Source organism: Sphingomonas sp. PP-CE-1A-559, assembly GCF_004340965.1.
GTDB lineage: Bacteria > Pseudomonadota > Alphaproteobacteria > Sphingomonadales > Sphingomonadaceae > Sphingomonas.
Window position 1 is genome coordinate 284,768 of the sequence record NZ_SLYA01000002.1, and the last position, 23,854, is coordinate 308,621.

Consider the following 23,854-nt stretch of genomic DNA (forward strand, 5'->3'; position numbering starts at 1 on the left):
GGGACAATGGTCGCACCCCATCTGGCGTTTGCCAAGGCGGACGGTCGCTATTCCTTCACATTGCCGGTAGCATCCGCCTGCTCAGGCTGCCGCAAAGCTGGCCGCGATGGTCGGCAGATCGAGCTCGACTTCGGATAGCACGCGGATCGTTCCACCAAGCCGTCGATACTGCTCCGCGCGGCGATACGCGCCGCTGTTGCGCACCGAGTAGCTGAACGGCGCACGCCCGGTGATGATCAGCATCGTCGTCGTGTTGCCGACCGCCGACACGATCCGTCCACCAAGCGCGGCAATCGCGTTGGCAAGTCGCCCATCGCGAGGCTCCCCGAGGATCGCGATCCGTTCGCCGCTAAGCGGACCGGTAGGAGCAGGGCGTGGAGCGGGCCCCGGCTTGCGGGGTGGTTTCAGCCATTCGTCGAGCGCGATGCCGGTATGGTCGATAGCCTTGACGATCACCCAGCCGGCGGCGCGCGCGTCACTCAGCGCGTCGTGATGCTTGTGCGCTATCCCGAGATATTGCGCGAGGCCGCCCAGTCGGTGGCTCGCCAGATCGGGCCACGCCCGCTGCGCGACGCGGACGCTGTCGAGCCAGACCGTCTCGATCGGGGGACGGTCGTGGATACGGCATGCCGCGGCGAGCGCGCCCTTGTCGAAATAGGAATGCGCCACCGTCGTCCGGCCCGACAAATGGCCATCGACGATGCCGTGGATGTCGCCAAAGCAAGGCTTGCCCGTGACGTGCTGTTCGGTAATCCCGTGGATCCGGGTATTGAACATGTTGAACTCGTCACGCGGATCGACCAGCGTTTCGTATTCGAAAATTTCGCGGCCGTCGCGGAACCCGACGATGCCGACCTGGCAGATGCTGCTGACGCGCGAGCATGCCGTCTCGACGTCGATGACGACGAAATCCGGTGTGAGCATATCGGCGACGTCGGTCTGGCTGGCGGGCGCTGGGTCGAGCATTGCACGTCCATATGTGGCGCCGGGTGCCGTAAGCAACCATTGCCGCCGGAACGTTCGCTTGGGTTCAGGCCCTACTTCGCCTTCTGCGTCAGGTCGGGATACCGATCGAGGATCGCGCTGGTGACGCCGTTGGTCCAGCCGAAGCCGTCCTGCACCGGATATTCGCCGCCACCACCCGGCGTACGCTGCTCGATATTGTATTTCTCGAGCATCTTGCCGGTTTCGGCATAGGCCGCGCCGACCGTCCCGAGCCAGCGCTTGGCGATGTCCTTCGCGAGCGCCGGTTCGCCGTTTCGCTTCAGCCCGGCGATCGCCACCCATTGCAGCGGCGCCCAGCCATTGGGCTCGTCCCATTGCTGCCCGGTGTTCAGCGTCGTCGTCCGCAAGCCGCCCTCGGCCACCAGCGATTTGCGTACCGTCGCCGCGACCGTCTTTGCCTGCGCAGGCGACGCGAGCCCAACGAACAGCGGGTGCAGCATCGCCGCGTTGACGCTCGCGGTGGGCTTGCGTGTCGATAGATCCCAGTCGGCATAGCGCGCGGTCGTCGCCTGCCAGAGATAGCGGTCTATCGCGGTCTTGCGCTTCGCCGCGAGCGTCGTGAACGCAGTCGCGCACGGCGCGTCGCCCACAGTTTGGCAGCGCTCGGCGATGCGGCGTTCCATCGCCCACAAAAGACTGTTGAGATCGACCGGCACGATGTCGATGGTATGGACCGTCGCGAGCGACTTCGGATCGCGGAGCCAGCGCGAACTAAAGTCCCACCCGCTCTCCGCCCCCGCACGCAGATTGCGCTGCGTGTCGGCCGCGGGGCGGGGTGCTGCCTTCGCCGCGGTCTCGACGTCCTCGGCATAGGATTCGTCACGCGGCGTATCGCGGTCGTCGTAATAGCGGTTCAGCATGCTCCCGTCGGGCATCCGCACCACGCGCAGGCACGCGGGCTTGCCGTCGACGCAGGCCTCACCTTTCATCCAGAACGCATGCTCTGCCCGCAGCGCCGCCAGCCGGCGCTTAGCCACAGCGGGATCGGTGTTGGTCGAGAGATCGAGCATCAACGCGTAGTAAGGCGGCTGCGACCGGCTGAGATAATAGGTGCGCGTCCCGTTCGGGATATGGCCGTATCGCTCGATCAGGCTGGTGAAATCCTCGATCATCGACTCCACGAGCGGCTGCTGGCCATCGACCTTCAGCCCGAGCATCGTGAAATAGCTGTCCCAGTAATAGATCTCGCGAAAACGTCCGCCCGGCACGACATAGCGGGCAGGGAGCGGCAACGCGGAGCTGCCCGCGATCGGCTCTACCGGCTGGCGCACGAGCTGTGGCCAGAGTGTGCGCACGTGCGTCCTGAGATCACCCGAGCCGCGATCATTCTCGCCAGGCACCACGAAATTGGCGAGCACGAATCCCTTGAGGGCGGGGCCGGCTGGTTTGGTCCGCACATAGTCGGCCATGATCGCCTCCGCCGACCGCTTCGGCACCGCGTCGACGAACGTCTTCCCATCCGCGAACACATGGCCTTGCTGAACGGCCTCGAACAACGCGCCGTAGAGGTCGGCGGGCGATCGAACCGACGAAGACGGGGTTTGCTGTGCCAGAGCCATCGTCGCGATCGAGGCCAGCGCGGCGAAACGGCAAAGGGTTCTGATCACGTACGAATTTCCCGATCCGGTGGGCGACCCGAATGCAATGGAAGGATCGCTCGCACGAGGCAAGTGTCACGCGCCCCGTCCATTCCGGTTGACGCAGGGCTTTGCACCACTCGTCGCTGGCAGCGCCCATCATCGGCAGGCTATGACGCACTGCATTCTCCAAGGCAGCCGACCCGAACCCATGAAAAACCTTCCCTCCCGTTTCCGTCGCCTCGACGGCGCGCTCGCCGACCTCCCGCTCGAGGAGCCGATGCTGCTCACCGAACTCGACGGCTTCCTGACAGGCTTGGTGGTCGGCCCCGACACGATCCCGCAGAGCGAGTGGCTCCAGAGCATCTGGGGCTCGGACGATAGCGTCGACCCGCCGTTCGACGATCCCGCCGACGTCCAGTGGTTCGTCGATGCGGTGATGGCACGCTACGCCGAGATCGTTCGCGACCTGACCCGCGGCAAGGCCCAGCCGATCTTCGACACCGACGACCGAAATGGCGACGTCCTCTGGGAAGCCTGGATCGACGGTTTCGCCGAAGCGGTGGCGCTCAGGCCAGAAAGCTGGACGGCGTTGGGTGACAGCACCGATCCCGATACCGCCGACGCCGTGGCGCAGATCAGGGCGCTGATCGCGATCGTCACCAACGAGACCACGCTCGACAGCGTCGAGGTCAACGCTCTCGACGCGCACGCCCCAGCGCAGATCGTCGCCGCCGTCTTGAAACTCCACGCAGCGCATTCCCAGAACGCGGGTGCATCATCAGGCACACCGGTGATCGCCACGCCGACGAAGATCGGCCGAAACGATCCGTGCCCCTGCGGTTCGGGAAAGAAATCCAAACGCTGCTGCGGATAAGGGTGCCGTCCGTCCGGCACCTCGAAGCGGCAGCGGCCTACTGCGGAAAAGCTGGTGCCCCCGGCGAGATTTGAACACGCGGCCTACGGTTTAGGAAACCGTCGCTCTATCCGGCTGAGCTACGGGGGCATTGGCGGGCGCAATACGCCGGTCGGGTGGGACGATCAAGCGCGGGGCTAGCGTCCGGTCGTGCGCGGTAACGTTCGAGCCACGACGATAATCTCGATATTACGAACCCTAGGCGGGGTTCGATCAAGGGGCGACGGGTATCGCTTACGATGCCCCGTCGCCGCTTGCCGTGCAGTGCTGGCGGTTAGGCCTTGACGTGCTGCGAGATGTACTTGTTCATCTCGAACATCGTGCACTTGTCACGCCCGAAGACCTTCTTCAGCTTCTCGTCAGCCAGAATCTCGCGCTTGTTCTCGGGGTTCTGGAGGTTGTGGGCCTTGATGTAGACCCAAACCTTGCTGATCACTTCGCTGCGCGGCAGCTTGTCGTTGCCGACGATCTCGCCGAGCTCGGGAGAGGGCTGGACGGGGGCGTGGATGCCGCCGGTCTTGGGAGCTGTAGCCATAAGCATTCCTTCCTGTTGCGCGCGTGCGTTGGGCACTGCGCGCGTGGTCACGCCTTGGTGAGCGCGTCCGCCTTGTGCGCTGCCTTGCCGCCCTTGTCACTCCTTACGATGAACTGCGGCTCCTCCTTGGACGCCTTGACGGTGTGGCTCTTGATCTTCGTATCGGTGGTCTGCTTCTTCTCGACCGTGCCGTGCGCTTCACCGCCGTGCGATTTCCAAGTGACCTCGTCGCCCTTCTTCGGATCCTTCATCGCGCCATCTCCTTGATTTGAAAGGATCAAGCGCGGCAACGCGGCATTGGTTGCATCGCCTGCGGGTTGCGGAGACGTGGCGCGAGGGCCATCAGGGCGGCAATCAAGGAGACCCACCCATGAAGACCCGCGCCGCCGTAGCCTTCGAGGCAAAAAAACCGCTCGAGATCGTCGAACTCGACCTCGAAGGGCCGAAATTCGGCGAAGTGCTCGTCGAAATCATGGCGACGGGCATCTGCCACACCGACGCATACACGCTCGACGGGCTTGATTCGGAAGGGTTGTTTCCGAGCGTGCTCGGCCATGAGGGCGCTGGCATCGTCCGCGAGATCGGCGCGGGCGTGACCAGCGTCTCCGTCGGCGATCACGTCATCCCGCTTTACACCCCCGAGTGTCGCCAGTGTAAGTCGTGCCTCAGCCAGAAGACGAACCTGTGCACCGCGATCCGCGCCACGCAGGGCAAGGGGTTGATGCCCGATGGCACGACGCGGTTCAGCTACAAGGGCCAGCCGATCTTCCACTATATGGGTTGCTCGACTTTCTCGAATTTCACGGTGTTGCCCGAGATCTCGGTCGCAAAGATCCGTGAGGACGCGCCGTTCGACACCTCCTGCTATGTCGGCTGCGGCGTGACGACGGGCGTCGGCGCGGTGGTGCACACGGCGAAGGTGCAGCCGGGTGATACGGTCGTCGTGTTCGGGCTCGGCGGGATCGGGTTGAACGTGATCCAGGGCGCGCGGCTTGCCGGTGCAGGGATGATCGTCGGCGTCGACATCAACCCCGACCGCGAGGAATGGGGCCGGCGCTTCGGTATGACGCACTTCGCCAATCCTAAGGATGTGGGCGATATCGTCCAGCACATCGTCGCGCTGACCGACGGCGGCGCGGACTATACCTTCGACGCGACCGGCAACACGACCGTCATGCGGCAGGCGCTGGAGGCATGCCATCGCGGCTGGGGCACATCGATCGTGATCGGCGTGGCCGAGGCGGGCAAGGAGATCTCGACGCGACCGTTCCAGCTGGTCACCGGCCGCAACTGGCGCGGGACGGCGTTCGGCGGCGCGCGTGGGCGGACGGATACGCCGAAGATCGTCGACTGGTACATGAACGGAATGATCGAGATCGACCCGATGATCACGCACCGCCTGACGCTCAACGAGATCAACAAGGGCTTCGACCTGATGCACGCCGGCGAGAGCATCCGCTCCGTCGTGATCTACTGAGGACGCGCGGATGTTCAGCCATATCATGCTCGGCGCCGACGATATCGCCGCGTCGAAGACGTTCTACGACGCGGCTTTGGGCGCGCTCGGCGTGCCCCAGGGCGTCGTCGATGAATGGGGCCGGGTGGTCTACGCCCACGCCGGCGGCCGTTTCCTGCTGACGAAGCCGATCGACGGGCAGCCGGCGAGCCATGGCAACGGCAGCACGATGGGCTTCGTCGCCGCGTCGCCCGAGGCCGCCGATGCGTGGCACGCCGCGGGGCTCGCGAACGGCGGGACCGCGTGCGAGGACCCGCCCGGGATTCGCCAGGGTACCGCGGGTCGCACGCTGTATCTCGCCTATCTGCGAGATCCGGCGGGCAACAAGCTCTGCGCCGCGCATCGGGTCGCGTGATGGAAACCGTTTCCACCAGCAAGGCGTATGGCGGCACGCAGGGCGTCTACCGCCACGCGTCGACCGCAGTTGCGACCTAATGCCGCGATTTAAGTTTTTGCCAGTTGCGATGGGAGTGGGTGGACTAGCGGGCATGTCGCTGTCGATGAGTACCATTCGTTCCCGAGCACGCGCGATCAGAATGGAAAACCATTGCATATTTGCCTAACCCAAGACGCTCAGAACTTTTCAGAGTTTTCACGTGAGATCGACATTTTGATTCAAGAGCTGGAGGCGGTCCGCCTCATAGGCAAACGCAAGTTTGAAAAGTTGGGCTGATGGAAACCGTATCCACCAGCAAGGCGTATGGCGGCACGCAGGGCGTGTACCGCCACGCCTCGACCGCGACCGGCACCGACATGACCTTCGCGGTTTACGTGCCGCCGCATGACGAGGGCGCGCGGTTACCCGTGTTGTGGTTCCTGTCGGGGCTCACCTGCACGCACGCCAACGTCATGGACAAGGGCGAGTATCGCCGCGCGTGTGCCGACCTGGGCGTGATCCTGATCGCGCCGGATACCTCGCCACGCGGGGACGACGTGCCGGACGACGAAGCGTACGACTTCGGCAAGGGCGCAGGCTTCTACGTCGATGCGACTGAGCAGCCTTGGGCGAAGAATTTCCGGATGCGGACCTATGTCGAGGACGAACTGCCGGCGCTGATCGGCGCGGAATTTCCGATGGCGGATATGGCGCGGCAGGGGATCTTCGGACACTCGATGGGCGGTCATGGTGCGCTGACGATCGCGTTGCGCAATCCTGAGCGGTTCCGGAGCGTGTCGGCGTTCGCACCGATCGTGTCGCCGTTGCAGTGCCCCTGGGGTGACAAGGCGCTTGGCGGGTATCTCGGGCCGGACCGGACGGCGTGGCGGGCGTATGACGCGTGTGCGTTGATCGAAGATGGCGCGCGGGTGGAAGACATCCTGGTAGACCAAGGCGATGCCGACGGCTTTCTGGTGGAGCAGTTGAGGCCTGAGTTGCTGGCAGCGGCTTGCAAGGCGGCGGGGATCGATCTGACGCTACGGATGCAGCCGGGGTATGACCACAGCTACAACTTCATCTCGACCTTCATGGCGGATCATGTGGCGTGGCACGCCAAGCGCCTGAAGTAATCGTCTCTCCTCTCCGTTGAGGAGGGGCACCTGCTATCTTCCCCCCTCCCTGAAAGGGAGGGGCCGGGGGTGGGTAGGCTGCTTAGTATACACCGCGGCCGATCCAGACCGACCCACCCCCAACCCTTCCCTTTCAGGGAGGGGAGCAAGTCGGGGGCTAGCTCCTTCAAAGCAGTACGACTCCGTAGTCGTGCGGCACCTTGCCCCCAGGTTCTCTCGTGAAGGCGGAATCTTGGCTTGGGTCCCGCCCTCACGAGGAGACAGGGCGCCTTGAAATCCTCCCCCGCAAGGGGGAGGTGGCTGGCTCTTGCCAGACGGAGGGGGAGGCACGCGCCCACCGCTGCTCCGTGTCCCCCCCTCCGTCACCTTCGGCGCCACCTCCCCCTGGCGGGGGAGGATCGTTTGCGACGTCGCTCAGAACTTGAACCCAGCCGCGATGCCATACCGGCGCGGGTCGATCGTGAAGATATTCGTGAACAGCCCCGACGACTGGTCGCCGACCGCCTGGCCCGTGATCGAGTCATTGTTCGTCAAATTCTGCACGAAGCCGCGCAGGAACCAGCGGTCTTCCGCGCCGTTCAGCTGCACCTGCGCGTTGATCACCTCATAACCCTGCACGCGGTCGACCAGCTGGTTGAAGATCGATGCGGTGAAGCCGCCGGTGTAGTTGAGGTCCACGCGCGGCACGATCGACATGCCGTTGCCGAACGCGACCGTGTACTGCGCACCCGCCGAAAATTTGTAGGTCGGTGCCTGGGGCAGCTTGCCGCCGCGGATGTTGACGCCGACGCCGTCGATGACGCTGTACGGCAGAGCACCGGTCGGGACGCCGAACAGCGCACGCAGCGCCGCCGGAGGATTGGCGGCGGTCGAGGCGAGAACCGAGCACAGGCTGTACGCGCCGGTGGTGTTGGTCGTCGGGATCGCCACGGGGCCGCGCAGGCCGAGACCTGAGTTCACCGCGCCGACATAGGTGTTCACCCCGACGATATTGCCTGCGGTGGTCGGTACGACCGCGCAGTTGGCGGCGCTCTGCAGGTCCTTGATGATCACCGCGTCGGAGCGGCCGCCCGACGGATCGCGCGGATTGACCAGGAACTTGTCCGCCGACACCTCGCTGTGGAGGTAGCTCGCATTCATGTTGACGACGAACGCCGGGATCGGGCTGAGGATCGCCTCAGCCTCGACGCCATAGACATTGGCGTCGACATTGTCGTTGACCGCAGTCCGCGCGACGATCCGGCTCAGCTGCAACTGCTTGTACTTGTAGTAGAAGCCCGTGACGTTGAGCCGCAGCGCGCCGTTACCGAAGGTATTCTTCGAACCGATCTCGAACGAGTCGATCTTCTCGGGCGTGAAGGTCGTCGGCACCGAGAAGGTCGCGGGCAAGGGCGGATTGATGCCGCCCGACTTGTAGCCGCGCGAATAGGACGCGTAGATCAGATTGTCGGGCGAGATCTTGTAGTCGATCACCGCACGGCCGGTGAGCCGCGAGAAGCTGACCTTGTCGAGCGCATATTCCTGCACCCCGGCGCGCGTCGAGTCGAAGTCGGTGGTGGTGTAGTTCAGCCCCTGCGTCATGTTCGACGCGCCGATCGGGGTGAGCACGTTCAGCGTGATGTTGCGCGCCTTCACGTCCTTCTCGTCGTGGTTGTAGCGCAGGCCGAGCGTCAGCTTCAGCTTGTCGTTGAACTCGAAATAGGTCTCGCCGAAGATACCGTAGGATTTCAGGCGGAAATCGTCGCCGTCGTTGCGGTAGAACGGCGTCGCGAGGAACGCGTTGCCGTTGACGCCCGGGATCGCCGCCGAGCTGGCTGCGCCGAGCACGCCCGATGCGTAATCCAGCCCGAACGCGTTGACGAAATAGTCGGTGTTCTGGCTGCGCGAGTCCACATAGATGCCGCCGAGCAGGAAGTTGAACATGCCGTCGAACGAGCTGTCGATATGAGCCTCGGCCGAATATTGCCGGTTCACCTGCCGCGAGCGATCGACGTCGAGGCTCTGCGCGTAACAGCCGATGCCGTTGCCGCCGAACACGCCGACATTGTTCGGATCGGCACCCGACTGGCACGCGCCGCCGGCGGGGCCATTGGGGATCAGCACGGAGCGGACGCCGTTCAGATAGCCGGTATTGACCAGCGCACCGCCGGGCAGCGGAATCACGACGCCGGGGCGGCCAATCGCGTTCAGCGTGTTCAGGCCGACATTGGCCGCGAGCGGATTCTCGACCGCGAGGTTGAAGTCGGTCGTGCTGTCGACCGTATTGCGCGAGAACCCGCCGGTAAAGTTGAACGAGACCGGACCGAAATCATGGAAGATCTTGGCGGTGTACTGCTCTTCCTCGGCGAAATAGGTCGGGTTGGAATCGATCCGGACGGTGCGGACGTCGCCGGGATTGACCACCCCGGCATAGGTGTCGGTCGCATACAGGTTCTGCAGGCCGATCGCGGCAATCTCCGGGTGCCCAAGCTGCGTGCCGGCAATCCCGAAATACTGTGTCGAGGCAAGCGTCGCGGCCAGCGTCGAGTTGCCGTTCGGCGTTTCGTTCGCGAGACGATCGGGAAGGCAGCCCAGGATGCCGGTCGGATCGCGGTGGCAGAGCTGCTTCTGGATACGGCTGCGATTGTCCTTCTCGCGGAAATAATAGCCGATCAGGTCGACGCGGGTATCGCTGCTCGGCTCCCACGACAACGTGCCGCGGATCGAATACAGGTCGCGCCCGTCGATCTTCGAATTGTCATAGGTGTTCTTGGTATAGCCGTCGCGGTTGAGATACGTGCCCGCGACGCGGATGCCGAGCGTGTCAGTGAAGGGCAGGTTGATCATCGCCCGCGCACGCTTCGAGTCGTAATTGCCGTATTCGGCTTCGGCGGCGGCGTGGATCCCCGACAGGTCCGGCTTGGCGGTGATGAAGTTGACCACGCCCGAGGTGGCGTTGCGGCCGAACAGCGTGCCCTGAGGTCCGCGCAACACCTCGATCCGCTCGAGATCGAAGAACTCGCTTTCGAACAGTCGCGTGGTGACCAGCGGCATGTCGTTGACGTGGATCGCGGTCGCCTGGTCGCAGGTCGCGCCGACGCAGAGATCGCCGATCCCGCGGATCGTGAAGCTCGACGTGGTGAAATTGGTCTTGGTGAAGGTGACGTTGGGCAGCGTCTGCTGGAGCGCACTCGGGTTGACGATCTGCTGCTTCGAGATCGTGTCCGCGGTAAAAGCGCTTACTGCAATCGGAACATCCTGCAAACGTTGCGATTGGCGTTGCGCGGTAACCACGATATCCTGCGACGCGTAGGCGCTGGCCGCGGTATCGGCGGGGGTGGTCTGCGTCGATGTGCCGGGCGTCGACGGCGCTTCCTGCCCGGGGCCGTTGGTGGGGCCGGCATTTCCAGCCGACGTGGTGGCCGTCTGGGCCATTGCCGGCGCAATCGACAGGAGTATCATCGCCGAGGCGGCGAGCAATTCGAACTTGGCCATGTCAGTCCTCTCCCCGATCGTGCCGGTCTGTGCCGATTCACGATTTAGTTTTTCAGGTATGGCGAAGTAACGACGAAAACGATCTAGCGTCAACGCATTTTGAGCCCCGGATTACTGGGATTTACGGCGCGTTGCTGAAATGAAACAGTTGCAAAAGAGGACCCATGTTCCGATGTTTGGGTATGCTGACAAAGGGTGTTGCGATGCGGGATGAACTGAACGGGTCCGATGGGCGGCCGGTTGAAGGCGATGTGCTGGGTCCCGACGGCAAGGTGATTGTGCCCGATGACGTAGCGTCGGCGATCCGTACGTTGATCCGCTGGGCGGGAGACGATCCGACCCGCGAGGGGCTGCTCGACACGCCGCGTCGTGTTGCACGTGCGTGGAAGGAATATTGCGCGGGCTATGGCGACGATCCGGCGAAACATCTCGACCGCGTGTTCGAGGAAGTCGGCGGCTATGACGAGATCGTGCTGCTCAAGGACATCCCGTTCCAGTCGCATTGCGAGCATCACATGGCGCCGATCATCGGCAAGGCGCACATCGCGTACCTGCCGCGCAATCATGTCGTCGGCATCTCGAAGCTCGCGCGCGTGTTGCATGGCTTCGCGCGGCGGCTGCAGGTGCAGGAGCGGCTGACCGCGGAAGTGGCGGACTGCATCTGGGACAACCTCAAGCCGCAGGGCGTCGCGGTGGTGATCGAGGCGAGCCATGCCTGCATGACCGCGCGCGGTGTCCGCACGCCGGGGGTGACGATGGTCACGAGCCGGATGATGGGCGTGTTCCGCGACGACGAGCGCAGCCGCAAGGAAGTGCTGGCGTTGATGGGGCGCGGCGTTTGATGCGAACCGTCCTGGTGACGGGCGGGGCGAAGCGGCTGGGCGCGGCGATCGTTCGGCGGCTGGCTGCGGACGGGCATGCCGTGGTCGTGCATCAGGGACATTCTCCCGACGAGGCGGCTGCGCTGGTGCAGGAGATCGTCGACGGGGGAGGGCGTGCTGCTGCGGTGCCTGGGGACCTGAATGACCTCGGCACGATCGGCGACCTGTTTGCGGCGGCGCGCACTGCGATTGGCGGACGGATCGACGGACTGGTAAACTGCGCGTCGAAGTTCGAGTTCGACCGACCACCGACCGTCGATCCGGTGCTGTTCGCCGAGCTTGGCGCGATCAATTGCGGCGCGCCGGTGCTGCTGGCGTCCGCGCTGGCGTCGCAGGACGACGTCGCGGACGGCGCTGTGGTCAATGTGCTCGACCAGAAGGTCGCCAACCTCAACCCGGACTTCTTCTCGTACAGTTGCGGCAAGATCGCGCTGGAGGGGGCAACGACGATGCTGGCACAGGCGCTCGGCCCGCGTATCTCGGTCAACGCGGTATCGCCGGGGCTGACCTTGCCGAGCGGAGACCAGAGCGAAGAAGAGTTCGCGGCCGTAGCGAGCGACAATTTGCTCGAGCGACCGGTCGGCGCCGAAGCGGTCGCGGACGCGGTCGCGTGGCTGCTGATCGCAAAAGGCGTGACGGGGCAGAATGTGTTCGTGGATTGCGGACAACGGTTTCTGACGCGAGACGGTGACGTGATGTTCGATCGGGACCCTGGGGGGCGGAATGGCTGAATTCACGACGATCCTGGACGGGCTCGAGGTGATGATGCGCCTCGGCATCCACCCGCACGAGGTCGCGCCACAACGCGTAGTCGTCTCGGTCGAAATGACGGTCGTGTATCCAGCCCCGCTCGGCGAGGATGCGATCGGTGAAGTGCTCGATTACGACTTCGTCCGCGCAGGCATCCTTGCGATGGTAGCGGAGCGCCCGTTCGCGCTGCAGGAGACGCTCTGCGAGGCGATCGCTGCACTGTGCCTGAGGGACGAACGGGTGAGGCGGGTCGAGATCGAGACGATGAAGACCGACGTCTACCCGGACGCCGCGATCGGCTGCCGCATCGTGCGGGAGCGACGGATCTAGCGGGAGATCGATCCAGCGTTTGGGAAAGACTTGTTTCCCCGCGAAGGCGGGGATCCAGACTGGGCTCCCGCCTTCGCGGGAGAACAGGTAGGGCATGCCTCCGTATGATTGCCGACCGGTCCTGCTCAGGGCGATAGTCCCACGTTCGGGCGCAATTCGTTTCACATGCGTAAGGCGCCGATCCTAGAGCCGGTTCGTTCTCTCCCCACGAACGCGATCCGGAGACCAAAATTGAAAATTCTCGTCGTCCTCACCTCGCATGCCGATCTCGGTGATACCGGCCGCAAGACCGGCTTCTGGCTCGAGGAACTTGCCGCGCCTTACTACGTGTTCAAGGATGCCGGCGTGGACATCACGCTCGCGTCGCCGGCCGGTGGCCAGCCGCCGCTCGATCCAAGCAGCGCCAAGCCCGAAGCGCAGACCGATGCGACGCGGCGGTTCGACGCCGATGCGGAGGCCACCGCGGCGCTCGCCGATACGCGCGTACTGTCCGACATGCAGATCGCCGACTACGACGCAGTATTCTATCCCGGTGGGCACGGGCCGCTCTGGGATCTCGCCAACGATCCGGCATCGATCGCTTTGATCGAGACCGCGATCGGCGCAGGGAAGCCCGTCGCGCTGGTCTGTCACGCACCCGGCGTGCTGCGCGACGTAAAGGCCGCTGACGGTACGCCACTCGTGAAGGGCAAGACGGTAACCGGCTTCACCAACAGCGAAGAGGCGGCCGTCGGGCTCAGCGATGTCGTGCCGTTCCTGGTCGAAGACATGCTGCAACAGAAGGGCGGCACCTATTCGAAGACCGCCGACTGGGGCGTGTACGTGGTCGAGGACGGCCTGCTGATCACCGGCCAGAACCCCGCTTCGTCGGCCAAGGCGGCAGAGGCGTTGCTGGCGAAACTGGCGTAAGGAGAAACGGCCACCGGTTCAGCGGGTGGCCGTCTTTTACAAGGTCAGGCGCGGTTGGCGGCGCTCAGGACCGCACGCACCGAGGCGGTGGCAATGTCGGTATCCATGCCGACGCCGAACACGGTCCGACCCTCGGCGGTCCGGCATTCGACGTAAGCCGCCGCCTGCGCATCCGCCCCGTGGCCGATCGCGTGCTCGTTGTAGTCGACCACGTCCAAAGTCGGCCCGGTCGACTCCGCGATCGCCGCGATCACGCCGGAAATCAGCCCGTTGCCGCGCCCCGAGATCGACCGCTCCTCGCCATCGATCGCGACGCGACCGATGAACACCCGCTGCCCCGAAGCACCGCTCTCCTCGTAATCGCGCAACTCGACGCGGTCGTCCGCCTGCGGCATGTACGTCCGCTCGAACAGGCCCCAGATATCCGCCGCGTTCAGCTCGCGGCTTGTCTCGTCGGCATAGGCCTGGACGTGACGGCTGAAGTCCGCCTGCAACCGTTTGGGCAGTTTCAGCCCCTTGTCCTGCTCGATGACCCAGGCGACGCCGCCCTTGCCCGACTGCGAGTTGACGCGGATCACCGCCTCGTAGCTGCGGCCGAGATCGGCGGGGTCGATCGGGAGATACGGCACCTCCCACAGCGTGTCGTTCTTCGCTTCCTGCGCCGCAAAGCCCTTCTTGATCGCGTCCTGATGCGATCCGGAAAACGCCGTGAACACCAGGTCACCGGCATAGGGCGTGCGCGGGTGGACGGGGATGTTGGTGCAGTAATTGACCGTGTTCACGACCCCGTCGATGTCCGACAGGTCGAGCTTCGGGTCGACGCCCTGCGTGTACATGTTGAGCGCGACGGTCACGAGATCGCAATTGCCGGTGCGCTCGCCATTGCCGAGCAGGCAGCCCTCGACGCGGTCCGCGCCCGCCATCATGCCGAGTTCCGCCGCCGCGACGCCGGTACCGCGGTCGTTGTGCGTGTGCAGCGAGATCGCCACCGCGTCGCGATTGCGGATATGGCGCCCAAACCATTCGATCTGGTCGGCATAGATGTTCGGCGTCGCGCACTCGACGGTGGCGGGCAGGTTGAAGATGATCGGGTTCTCGGGCGTAGGCATCAGGACGTCCATCACCGCCTCGCAAACTTCCAGCGAGAAATCGAGTTCGGCGGTCGAAAAGGTCTCGGGGCTGTATTCGAACTGCCAGCGGACGTTCGGCTGCTTGGCGGCTTGGTCGCGCAGCACCTTGGCGCCGTCGATCGCGATCTGCTTCACCTGCGCCCGGTCCATCCCGAACACGATCTTGCGCCATGCCGGCGACACCGCGTTGTAGAGGTGCACGATCGCGGTCTTAGCGCCGACGAGGCTGGCAAAGCTCGTCTCGATCAGGTCGCGGCGCGACTGGGTCAGCACCTGGATCGATACGTCGTCAGGGATGCGGCCGGTCTTCACGAGGCCGGAGATGAAGTCGAATTCGGTCGCGCCGGCGCTCGGGAAGCCGACCTCGATCTCCTTCAGTCCGACCTTGCAGAGCAGGTCGAAGAAGCGCGTTTTCTTCTCCGCGTCCATCGGGTCGATCAGCGCCTGGTTGCCGTCGCGCAGATCGGTCGACAGCCAGCGCGGCGGCTTGACGATCGTCTTCGACGGCCATTGGCGGTCGGGCAAGTCGACTTGTGGGAAGGGACGGTATTTGGTCGATGGGTCGCGCAGCATGGCTCGTGTCTCTCGTGTCGTCGGGAGCGTTCGGGTCAGCCCTTAGGCGCGAGGCGCGGGGCATGGCCACCGCGCAAACGATCGGCGCGCCTAAGGGCGCGTAAGTCGAAGCAGCAGGAGGCGGCCATACGTCATTATCGTCGTCCTATCGCGCGGACACAGTCCGTGTCCAGCGCGATAGAAAATTCGACAGATTATTGCGCCGAGAACGCAGCGTTGATCGTCAGGTCGACCTTGTCCGACACGACCGGGGCGTAGGCGCCGATATTGAAGTCGCTACGCTTGATCGAAGTCGTCGCGCGGAAGCCGAAGTTGAGCTTCTTGTTCATCGGGTTCGCACCGGCACCGATGAAGGTCGCCTGGAGCACGACCGGCTTGGTGACGCCCTTGAGCGTGAGGTCGCCGGTGATCGTCGCCTTGTCGCCGGTCGCGACGACCTTGGTCGAGACGAACTTGGCAGTCGGATAGGTCGCGGCGTCGAAGAAATCCTTCGACTTGAGATGGCCCGCAAACGGTGCCGCGGTGACCGAAAGCTGGTCGATCGCGAAGTTCACTTCGACCTTGGTCGCGTTCGGCTTGGCGGGATCGATCGTGATGCTGCCCCCCGACGCGCCGAGCTGCCCTTCGAGCATCGAGAAGCCCATGTGGTTGACCTGCCACGTCACCTGCGTGTGGTTGGGGTCGACCGCGTAGGTGCCAGCGGCGACGCGTGCCTTGACGGGGGCGCCGGGGATGGCGGCGGTCTGTGCCAGCACGGGTGCGGCGGTGAGGGCGAGGATGGTGGCTAGGACTAGGCGCATGCGGGGTCTCCTGTTTGACGCGCGATGCTGGCCGAGCGGGGCGGGCGCGTCAAATGACGTTATGCCAACGCTGTGTTTCGGAATTGGGTCGGTGGGGGGCGCGCTCGCGCTCCCGCTCCCGCTCCCGGTACAGTACATCGCCAGCTCTCGTTCCCCCGCGGACGCGGGGGCCCAGCTAAACCACGAACACCGCCCGAGACCCTGGACCCCCGCGTTCGCGAGGGAACAGAAAGGGGAGACTGGCTCCCACCTTATAATAATAATACCACCCCGGCGAAGGCCGGGGCCCAATTGGGGGACGTCGCTAACGGAAGGCGGCGTTCCGTTACTCGAACCTTCCCAACTGGGCCCCGGCCTTCGCCGGGGTGGTGGCACGCGCGGGAACGCCAGCCCGTCGGACCCGGCGAAGCCGTGCCCTATAGGCAGGCTCCGTCGTGCCGGCCGCGCTCACGCGCTGTCGCGCGCTCGCGTTCGCGTCAGTTCTTCGCCTTATCAACGAGAGCATTCTTCCCGATCCATGGCATCATCCCGCGCAGTTCCGACCCGATCTTCTCGATCGGATGCGCCAGCGCCTGCTTCCGTGCCGCCTTCAACTCAGGCTGCCCCGCGCGGTTGTCGAGGATGAAGTTTTTCACGAACCGGCCCGATTGGATATCCGCCAGCACGCGCTTCATCTCCGCCTTGGTCTCCGCCGTGATGATCCGCGGACCCGTCGTGATGTCGCCATACTCGGCCGTGTTCGAGATCGAGTAGCGCATGTTGGCGATGCCGCCCTCGTACAGCAGGTCGACGATCAGCTTGGTCTCGTGGAGGCACTCGAAATACGCCATTTCGGGCGCGTAGCCGGCTTCGACCAGCGTCTCGAACCCGGCCTGGATCAGGTGGGTGATGCCGCCGCACAGCACGGCCTGCTCGCCGAACAGGTCGGTCTCGCATTCCTCGCGGAAGTTGGTCTCGATGATGCCCGAGCGACCGCCGCCGACGCCCGATGCGTAGGCCAGAGCGATGTCGTGCGCGTTGCCCGACTTGTCCTGGTCGATCGCGATCAGGCAGGGGACCCCGCCGCCGCGGACATATTCGCTGCGTACGGTATGGCCGGGCCCCTTCGGCGCGATCATGATGACGTCGAGATCGGCGCGGGGCTCGATCAGGCCGAAATGGACGTTGAGACCATGCGCGAACGCAATCGTCGCGCCCTGCTTGAGGTTGTCGTGCAGGTCGCTCGCATAGATCGCCGCCTGATGCTCGTCGGGCGCGAGGATCATGACGATGTCCGCCCAGGCAGCGGCCTCCTTGTTCGACTTGACCGAGAAGCCCGCCTCGATCGCCTTCTTGGCGGTGGCCGAGCCTTCGCGCAGCGCGATCGCGACGTCCTTGACGCCTGAATCGCGGAGGTTCTGCGCGTGCGCATGGCCCTGCGAACCATAGCCGACGATCGCGATCTTCTTGTCGGTGATGAGGTTCAGGTCGGCGTCGCGATCGTAATACACACGCATTGGAATGGTCCTTTCGATAAGGTGTGTCCCTCCGCGAAGGCGGAGGTCCAGGCTAGGCTCCCGCCTTCGCGGGAGAACAAAACATTAAAAGCGGAGAAGTGTTAGGCCGGCTCTTTGCCGCGGGCGATCGCGACTATGCCGGTGCGGGCGACTTCGATCAGGCCGACTTCGCCCATGAGTTCGACGAACTTGTCGATCTTGTCGATCCCGCCGGTGACCTCGAACACGAAGCTCGACGTCGTCGCATCGACCACGCGCGCGCGGTAGACGTCGGCGAGGCGCAACGCTTCGATCCGGTGGTCCCCGGTGCCACGGACCTTGACCAGCGCCAACTCGCGTTCGACGTGCGCGCCTTGTGCCGTAAGGTCGGTGACCTTGTGCACCGGCACCAGCCGATCGAGCTGCGCGATGATCTGCTCCATCGTCGCCGGCGACGCGCTGGTGACGATGGTGATCCGGCTGACCGACTTGTCCGCGGTGATCTCGCTCACCGTCAGGCTCTCGATATTATAGCCGCGCGCGGTGAACAGGCCGGCGATCCGGGCGAGGATGCCCGGTTCGTTGTCGACGATGACGGCGAGCGTGTGCCGCTCGGCCTTTTCCTGGGAAATGTGCATCTTAAACCAGCGCCTTCGCTTCGTCGTCCATCGTGCCGGACACTTCGTTCGCCTGCAGGATCATGTCGGTATGCGCAGCCCCCGACGGGATCATCGGGAAGCAGTTGGTCAGCTGCGACACTCGGCAATCGACGATCACCGGGCCGTCATACGCGAGCATCTCGGCGATCCCGCTCTCGAGCTGGTCGCGCGTCTCGATCAGGAGGCCCTTCCAGCCATACGCCTCGCCGAGCTTCACGAAATCGGGCAGCGAATCCGAATAGCTCTCGGCATAGCGGCTCTCATAGGTGAGCTCCTGCCATTGGCGGACCATGCCCATATACTGGTTGTTGAGGATGAAGATCTTCACCGGCAACCGGTATTGCGACGCCGTCGCCAGCTCCTGGATGTTCATCTGGATCGACGCTTCGCCGGCGATGTCGATCACCAGCGCGTTCGGGTTGCCGAGCTGCGCGCCGATCGCGGCCGGCAGGCCGTAACCCATCGTGCCGAGACCGCCGCTGGTCAGCCACTTGTTCGGCTTCTCGAACCCGAAATGCTGGGCTGCCCACATCTGGTGCTGGCCAACCTCGGTCGTGATGATCGGTGACCGGGCGTGCGTCGCGTCGAACAGCGCGCGGATCGCGCGCTGCGGCATGATCTCGTTCGGATCGTTCTCGGGGAAATCGAGACACTTCACCGCACGCCAGCCGGCGATCCGCCGCTGCCAGTCGGTCGTGTCGGGCTTGGGATGCTGGCGGCTCTTCCAGATCCGCACCATGTCCTCGAGCGCATGACCGACGTCCGCGATGATCCCGAGATCGACGCGCACCGTCTTGTTCACTGACGAGCGATCGATGTCGATATGTACTTTCCGCGAGTTCGGGCTGAACGCGTCGAGCCGCCCCGTCACGCGGTCGTCGAAGCGCGAGCCGAGCGCGACGACGAGGTCGGCCTGGTTCATCGCCATGTTGGCCTCGTACGTGCCGTGCATCCCGAGCATGCCGAGCCACTGCGGGCCGGACGCGGGATAGGCGCCGAGGCCCATCAGCGTCGACGTCACCGGTGCGCCGGTAATGCGGACGAGTTCGCACAGCAACTGGCTCGCGGCGGGGCCCGAGTTGATGATGCCGCCGCCGGTGTACAGGATCGGGCGTTCGGCCGCGGCCAGCATGTCGACGAGTTGCTCGATCTGCGACTGGTCGGCCTTCACCTGCGGGCGATAGGTCTTGTGCTGGATCGGCCCCGGCTTCTTGTAGCGCGCGGTCGCGACCTGCACGTCCTTGGGGATGTCGACGACCACCGGCCCCGGACGCCCCGAGGTGGCGATGTGGAACGCCTCGTGGATCACGTCGCCAAGCTTGGCGGGATCCTTCACGAGGTAGTTATGCTTTGAGCAATGGCGCGTGATGCCGACGGTATCGGCTTCCTGGAACGCGTCGGTACCGATCAGCGCGGTCGGCACCTGGCCGGTGATCACGACCATCGGGATCGAATCCATCAGCGCATCGGTGATCCCGGTGACCGCGTTGGTCGCGCCCGGACCCGAAGTGACGAGCACCACGCCCGGCTTGCCGGTCGAGCGGGCATAGCCTTCCGCGGCATGCGTCGCAGCCTGTTCGTGGCGCACGAGGATGTGCTTGATCCGGCCGCTGCGAAACAACGCGTCGTAGATCGGCAGCACGGCACCACCCGGATAGCCGAAGACGACCTCCACACCGAGATCGCACAGCGCCTCGATCAGGATATCGGCTCCACTCTTCTCGGTCATTTCATATCATCCTTTGCGAGAACGCTGCCTTTAGCGTCTCGTGGATGGGCCGGCTATCGATATAAAAGATGCGTGTCAAACATCATTTGAGCAATATAGTTTCAAATTGCTGCAGGCGCGTTTGGAGGTCGAGGGCTTCGGTGCGCGCCCAGGTGGCGGGCGGCTGGTGCCGGAGCCACGTATATTGGCGCTTGGCATAGCGCCGCGTGGCGAGTGATCCGGCGGCGATGGCGTCGGGTTTCGAAGTCTCGCCGCGGACGAGCGTGGCGATTTCGGCCACACCGATCGCGCGGCGAATGGGGGCGTCGTGCGGGATGTCAGTGCGGGCAAGGAGCGCGGTGATCTCCTTGCGGCTGGTGTCGGCCATTTCGGCGAAGCGCTGGTCGATGCGCGCGTTGAGCCAGTCGCGGTCGGGAATCAGAATGAGCGCGCGGACGTCGATTGTCTCGCCGATCCCGCCAACCTTCTCGGTCTGCCAATCGGCCAGCGTCCGGCCGGTGCCGCGGACGACTTCGAGCGCGCGGGCGACACGGGTGGTGTCGGCTGCGTTCAGTTTCTGGGCGGCTTGCGGATCGAGTTGCGCGAGTGCGGCGTGCGCTTCGGCGACGGGGAGAGCACGGACTTGATCGCGAAGGGCTGGGTCGATTTCTGGGACGGGCGCAATACCGTCGAGCAAGGTGCGGATATAAAGCCCCGTGCCACCCACCAAAATCGGCAGCTTCCCCTTGGCGAGCGTATCGCGGATCGCCAGCGTCGCCTCGGCGGCCCAGCGCGCGGCGGAGTAGGTCGCATCGGCGGCATCGACATGGCCGAACAGCCGGTGCGGGGCGCTCGCTTCCTCTTCTGCCGACGGGCGGGCGGTGAGGATGCGGAGGTCGGCATAGACCTGCGCGGAGTCGGCGTTGATGACGACGCCGTCGTGGCGCGCGGCGATGGCGAGCGCGAGCGCGGACTTGCCGCTCGCGGTCGGCCCTGCGATGAGCGCGACCTTCGGGAGATGTTCTATGTTCACGGCAACGCTTATAGCCTCGGGCACGGTGACCGCAGGCGATATTTCGACCGCGATGGACCACTTGCGCGACGCAGGCTGCGCACCGGGTGCGAGCGGCTGGATCGACGAGGGCGACGCCGCCGACCTGATCTTCGGGATGGCGCCGGACGCGGCACGGGGCGCGCTCGAGGGGGCATTCCCCGCGACCGACGTCGTCGTGCAATCGAGCCTGACTCGCACGAAGAAGCTTCTAGTAGCCGACATGGACTCGACGATGATCACCGTCGAATGCATCGACGAACTCGCCGACTACGCCGGGATCAAGCCGCAGATCGCAGAGATCACCGAACGCGCCATGCGCGGTGAACTGGACTTCGAAGCCGCGCTCGACGCTCGCGTGGCGCTGTTGAAGGGGCTGGCGGAAAGCGACATCGAACGCTGCCTGTCCGAGCGCGTCACGATCATGCCCGGCGCGAAGGCTCTTGTACGGACGATGCGGTCGCGGGGCGCTCTGGCGGTGCTGGTATCGGGCGGCTTCACGCGCTTCGCGGAGCCAGTGGCGAAGGAGATCGGCTTCGACCGTGCGATCGCCAACGTGCTGGAGATCGAGGGCGGAACGCTGACGGGGATGGTGACCAAGCCGATCGTTGGATCGAACACTAAGCTCACGACGCTACGGGCGGCGATCGCCGAGCGGGGGATCGTGGTCGAAGAATCGCTCGCCGTCGGCGATGGTGCGAACGATCTGGCGATGATCGAGGCGGCGGGGCTGGGCGTGGCCTACCACGCCAAGCCGATTGTCGCGGCTGCGGCAGCCGCGCGCATCGATCATGGCGACTTGACGACGCTACTTTATGCCCAAGGAATAGCGCGGCGGGATTGGGTAATGGACTAAATTCTTACCCCTCCCTGGAAGGGAGGGGCAGGGGGTGGGTCGGTTTCCGCGTGATCGGACCGTCGTGACTCAAACCGGCCGACCCACCCCCAACCCCTCCCTTCCAGGGAGGGGCGCAGAAGTGAGGTTTACGTCTTCGCCAGCGGCGTACCGCTCGCCGCGCAAACATAGGTCGCAAGCTCCTCACGCAACGGCAAACCCTTGATCGGCCGCAACGGGCCATCATGCGCTACGTTGGTTTCGACCAGCGCGCGGTTCGGGCCGACACCGAGGACATGGAACAACCGCTTGCCGCAATCCGTCTCGGTGCGCGCATAAGCGACCTTGCCATCATGCTCCTGCCGCAGGATCGCGATGATCGTGCCTCCGACGGCCTTCCGCTCCCGTAACAGGAAATGCCGTGACGTCGGGTCGGATGGCGTAGGGATCAGCCGCCCCTTCACCGTCAGTTGTTCGGGCTTTGGCACCGCTACCTCGGTCTCGCCAAGGTTGCGCAGCGATACGCCGTTATCCACCATCGCGCCGTTGCTCGTAGTCGTCGCAGGCTGCTCGCCAGAACACGCGGCCAACAGCGTTGCGCCGGCAAGTGCCAGCGCCAAGGTCTTCGAAATCATGCATCTAGCTCCCGGTCGATGTCGAAACGAAACGACCGGTCCGGCTATTTGATCCCTGCCGCACCCGATCGCTCATCTGGCGGGCAAAGCACGATCGCTCAGCGCGCCTTCTTGTCAGCCACCCGGTCCGCCCGCGCGACGGACTTCGGAGGAACGGCAGATTCGCAGATGCGACGCGTCGGCTGGCACGCGATCCCGACCGTAGAACACCCTTTGACGTTACCCGCGGTAGGACACGCGCGACACTGTTGCTTGACCTCGGTGCAAGTCGATGGCGCCGACAACAACGCTAAGGTCAGGAAGAACATGCGCACATCCTCGTCATGAGTATCGTAGCCGCCGGGCTCATTCGCTCAGGGCGCAACGATCACACACGCCACGCCAGACGCCGAGCAAGCCCGCGTAGCATCTGCCTTCGACGCAAAACCACCCGCCTGGAGCCGCGTCACGCCGCCCGCCTTCGCGTAGAAGGGCTGTGCACCGCGCAGCTTGCCGCGAACCTTGTTCCACTGCGTCTCGGCATTGCCCTGATCGCGGAACGCGCCAAGCTGAACGCGCCAATTGCCCGTCGCACGCACGGGCGCGGGCTTGGCCGCTATAGCTTTTGCCGGAGCAGGTTTCGTCGGCACAGGCTTGGGCGGCTTCACCTGCGCCTGCCTGACCGGTGCCGGCTCGCGCGTCGGTGTCGGTTCCCGCGTAGGGGCCGGTTCGCGTGTCGGCCCGGGAACGCGCGCGGGAAGCGAAGTCGGCGGCAGCTTCGACGGACGCGGCGCGCTGGCGATACGCGACGGCGCCACCGGCGTTTGCCCGACCGTAGCACGCGAAGGCCCCGGCGGCGGGGACTGCAACGCATATTGCTGCGCCAGCGCGGTGCCCTTCTCGCGGTCGGTGGGCGAGATATACTGGTCCATCTGCGCCAGCGTCTGCGAGGCCGACTGCAATCCCGATGCCGAGGCCCGCGTCATCAGTGCATAAGCCCGCGGGAAATCGCGCGGTATGCCGTCGCCGTTGAACAACATCGTCCCGAGCACGAGTTGCGCCCGCGGCTCACCATGCGCGACCGACTTCTGCAGCCACGGCAGCGCATCCGTCTTCTTGCCGGCCTGGAACAGCGCGAGCCCGTAATTGTCCGCGGCCTGCACATGCCCCTGCATCGCCGCCTTCCGGAACCAGCTCTCGGCCAGCACCGGATCCAGCGTCACGCCGCGCCCGAGCTTGTATGCCTGCGCCAGGTTGAACTGAGCGTCCGCATCGCCTGCTACCGCCAGCGGGCGCCACTCGGTGATCGCACGCGGATAATCGCCCTTCGCCCAGGCATCGACGCCGGCCTTCACATCGGCAAACGCGGGGGCGGCGGCCAGCATTCCGCTCAACGCGATCGCACCCACCAAAAGCTTACGCCGAACCGTCATCGCCATCCCTCATACCGTCTCGCCGCCACCATGCCGCCGTTCGTCGCGCAAGGCAAAGGGCGACCGTTCCCAATCCCCAACATCGCGCCTCGGTAAGTCATTATGAAGTCGCGTTAACCGCTTCTTTAAACCGACATGGCACTGCGTATGCGAATACCGGGAGTGGGAACTATGTGC

22 protein-coding genes and 1 tRNA gene are annotated in these 23,854 nt (G+C 64.8%); 9 read left to right on the forward strand and 14 right to left on the reverse strand.

From position 1 onward, the window contains the following. Positions 1 to 81: 81 nt before the first annotated feature. Both C8J42_RS06750 and treF read right to left on the reverse strand, forming a co-directional pair. Complete coding sequence (locus C8J42_RS06750; RefSeq protein ID WP_243644157.1) at positions 82 to 966, reverse strand: exonuclease domain-containing protein; 885 nt, start codon at positions 964 to 966, stop codon at positions 82 to 84. Positions 967 to 1,037: 71 nt separating this feature from the next. Further along, positions 1,038 to 2,564 carry an alpha,alpha-trehalase TreF gene (gene treF, locus C8J42_RS06755; RefSeq protein WP_133019936.1) on the reverse strand — a complete coding sequence of 509 codons (1,527 nt, stop codon included), beginning with the start codon at positions 2,562 to 2,564 and terminating at the stop codon, positions 1,038 to 1,040. Between the two features lie 229 nt (positions 2,565 to 2,793). Between treF and C8J42_RS06760 the strand changes: the two genes are divergently transcribed. Further along, positions 2,794 to 3,459 (forward strand): UPF0149 family protein, encoded by a 666-nt coding sequence (locus C8J42_RS06760; protein ID WP_133019411.1) that lies wholly within the window; start codon positions 2,794 to 2,796, stop codon positions 3,457 to 3,459. Between the two features lie 52 nt (positions 3,460 to 3,511). Here C8J42_RS06760 and C8J42_RS06765 read toward each other — a convergent pair. The 3 genes from C8J42_RS06765 to C8J42_RS06775 all read right to left on the reverse strand — a co-directional run bounded on the left by C8J42_RS06765 (position 3,512) and on the right by C8J42_RS06775 (position 4,284). Next, a tRNA-Arg gene (locus C8J42_RS06765) sits at positions 3,512 to 3,588 on the reverse strand. A 184-nt stretch (positions 3,589 to 3,772) separates the two neighbouring features. Further along, the gene (locus C8J42_RS06770) at positions 3,773 to 4,033 is read right to left on the reverse strand and encodes an SWIB/MDM2 domain-containing protein (protein WP_031394799.1); all 261 of its coding nucleotides are present in this window, start codon (positions 4,031 to 4,033) and stop codon (positions 3,773 to 3,775) included. 47 nt (positions 4,034 to 4,080) lie between these two features. Continuing rightward, complete coding sequence (locus C8J42_RS06775; protein ID WP_120299952.1) at positions 4,081 to 4,284, reverse strand: DUF2945 domain-containing protein; 204 nt, start codon at positions 4,282 to 4,284, stop codon at positions 4,081 to 4,083. 119 nt (positions 4,285 to 4,403) lie between these two features. On the opposite strand from C8J42_RS06775, the gene C8J42_RS06780 reads away from it, so the two are divergent. From C8J42_RS06780 to fghA, 3 genes are all read left to right on the forward strand, one after another. Next, positions 4,404 to 5,510, forward strand: coding sequence for an S-(hydroxymethyl)glutathione dehydrogenase/class III alcohol dehydrogenase (locus C8J42_RS06780; RefSeq protein ID WP_133019412.1), 1,107 nt, complete (start codon positions 4,404 to 4,406; stop codon positions 5,508 to 5,510). A 10-nt stretch (positions 5,511 to 5,520) separates the two neighbouring features. Then, entirely contained in the window at positions 5,521 to 5,904 is a 384-nt protein-coding gene (locus C8J42_RS06785; protein WP_120299954.1) for a VOC family protein, read from the forward strand. A 317-nt stretch (positions 5,905 to 6,221) separates the two neighbouring features. Then, positions 6,222 to 7,055 (forward strand): S-formylglutathione hydrolase, encoded by an 834-nt coding sequence (gene fghA, locus C8J42_RS06790; protein ID WP_120299955.1) that lies wholly within the window; start codon positions 6,222 to 6,224, stop codon positions 7,053 to 7,055. Between the two features lie 414 nt (positions 7,056 to 7,469). On the opposite strand, the gene C8J42_RS06795 is transcribed toward fghA, so the two are convergent. Continuing rightward, positions 7,470 to 10,529 (reverse strand): TonB-dependent receptor, encoded by a 3,060-nt coding sequence (locus C8J42_RS06795; RefSeq protein ID WP_133019413.1) that lies wholly within the window; start codon positions 10,527 to 10,529, stop codon positions 7,470 to 7,472. Between the two features lie 203 nt (positions 10,530 to 10,732). Between C8J42_RS06795 and folE the strand changes: the two genes are divergently transcribed. The 4 genes from folE (at position 10,733) to C8J42_RS06815 (ending at position 13,399) form a co-directional block, all read left to right on the forward strand. After that, positions 10,733 to 11,371: a GTP cyclohydrolase I FolE gene (gene folE, locus C8J42_RS06800; RefSeq protein WP_133019414.1), complete on the forward strand. Its 639-nt coding sequence runs from the start codon at positions 10,733 to 10,735 to the stop codon at positions 11,369 to 11,371. Further along, a complete protein-coding gene (locus C8J42_RS06805) occupies positions 11,371 to 12,141 on the forward strand; it encodes an SDR family NAD(P)-dependent oxidoreductase (protein ID WP_133019415.1) in 771 nt (256 codons plus the stop codon). The genes folE and C8J42_RS06805 overlap by 1 nt, the downstream gene beginning before the upstream one ends. Next, positions 12,134 to 12,490, forward strand: coding sequence for a dihydroneopterin aldolase (locus C8J42_RS06810; protein WP_133019416.1), 357 nt, complete (start codon positions 12,134 to 12,136; stop codon positions 12,488 to 12,490). The genes C8J42_RS06805 and C8J42_RS06810 overlap by 8 nt, the downstream gene beginning before the upstream one ends. 231 nt (positions 12,491 to 12,721) lie before the next feature. Then, entirely contained in the window at positions 12,722 to 13,399 is a 678-nt protein-coding gene (locus C8J42_RS06815) for a type 1 glutamine amidotransferase domain-containing protein (RefSeq protein WP_133019417.1), read from the forward strand. Between the two features lie 44 nt (positions 13,400 to 13,443). Here the strand turns inward: C8J42_RS06815 and leuA are convergent, their stop codons facing one another. The 6 genes from leuA to miaA form a co-directional block, all read right to left on the reverse strand. Then, positions 13,444 to 15,102 carry a 2-isopropylmalate synthase gene (leuA, locus tag C8J42_RS06820; protein ID WP_133019418.1) on the reverse strand — a complete coding sequence of 553 codons (1,659 nt, stop codon included), beginning with the start codon at positions 15,100 to 15,102 and terminating at the stop codon, positions 13,444 to 13,446. Between the two features lie 194 nt (positions 15,103 to 15,296). After that, positions 15,297 to 15,902: a YceI family protein gene (locus C8J42_RS06825; protein WP_133019419.1), complete on the reverse strand. Its 606-nt coding sequence runs from the start codon at positions 15,900 to 15,902 to the stop codon at positions 15,297 to 15,299. 476 nt (positions 15,903 to 16,378) lie between these two features. Continuing rightward, the gene (gene ilvC / locus C8J42_RS06830) at positions 16,379 to 17,398 is read right to left on the reverse strand and encodes a ketol-acid reductoisomerase (RefSeq protein ID WP_133019420.1); all 1,020 of its coding nucleotides are present in this window, start codon (positions 17,396 to 17,398) and stop codon (positions 16,379 to 16,381) included. A gap of 101 nt (positions 17,399 to 17,499) precedes the next feature. Then, complete coding sequence (gene ilvN, locus C8J42_RS06835) at positions 17,500 to 18,015, reverse strand: acetolactate synthase small subunit (RefSeq protein WP_056048113.1); 516 nt, start codon at positions 18,013 to 18,015, stop codon at positions 17,500 to 17,502. Between the two features lies 1 nt (position 18,016). After that, on the reverse strand, positions 18,017 to 19,765 hold the full coding sequence (locus C8J42_RS06840) for an acetolactate synthase 3 large subunit (RefSeq protein WP_133019421.1): 1,749 nt from the start codon (positions 19,763 to 19,765) through the stop codon (positions 18,017 to 18,019). A gap of 82 nt (positions 19,766 to 19,847) precedes the next feature. Next, positions 19,848 to 20,777, reverse strand: a complete 930-nt coding sequence (gene miaA / locus C8J42_RS06845) for a tRNA (adenosine(37)-N6)-dimethylallyltransferase MiaA (protein WP_133019422.1) — start codon at positions 20,775 to 20,777, stop codon at positions 19,848 to 19,850. Here miaA and serB point away from each other — a divergent pair. Further along, positions 20,770 to 21,651 (forward strand): phosphoserine phosphatase SerB, encoded by an 882-nt coding sequence (serB, locus tag C8J42_RS06850; RefSeq protein WP_133019423.1) that lies wholly within the window; start codon positions 20,770 to 20,772, stop codon positions 21,649 to 21,651. The genes miaA and serB overlap by 8 nt on opposite strands. Positions 21,652 to 21,779: 128 nt before the next feature. On the opposite strand, the gene C8J42_RS06855 is transcribed toward serB, so the two are convergent. After that, on the reverse strand, positions 21,780 to 22,265 hold the full coding sequence (locus tag C8J42_RS06855; RefSeq protein ID WP_133019424.1) for a hypothetical protein: 486 nt from the start codon (positions 22,263 to 22,265) through the stop codon (positions 21,780 to 21,782). Positions 22,266 to 22,618: 353 nt separating this feature from the next. Beyond that, positions 22,619 to 23,677: an SPOR domain-containing protein gene (locus tag C8J42_RS06860; protein WP_243644158.1), complete on the reverse strand. Its 1,059-nt coding sequence runs from the start codon at positions 23,675 to 23,677 to the stop codon at positions 22,619 to 22,621. Between the last annotated feature and the right edge of the window lie 177 nt (positions 23,678 to 23,854).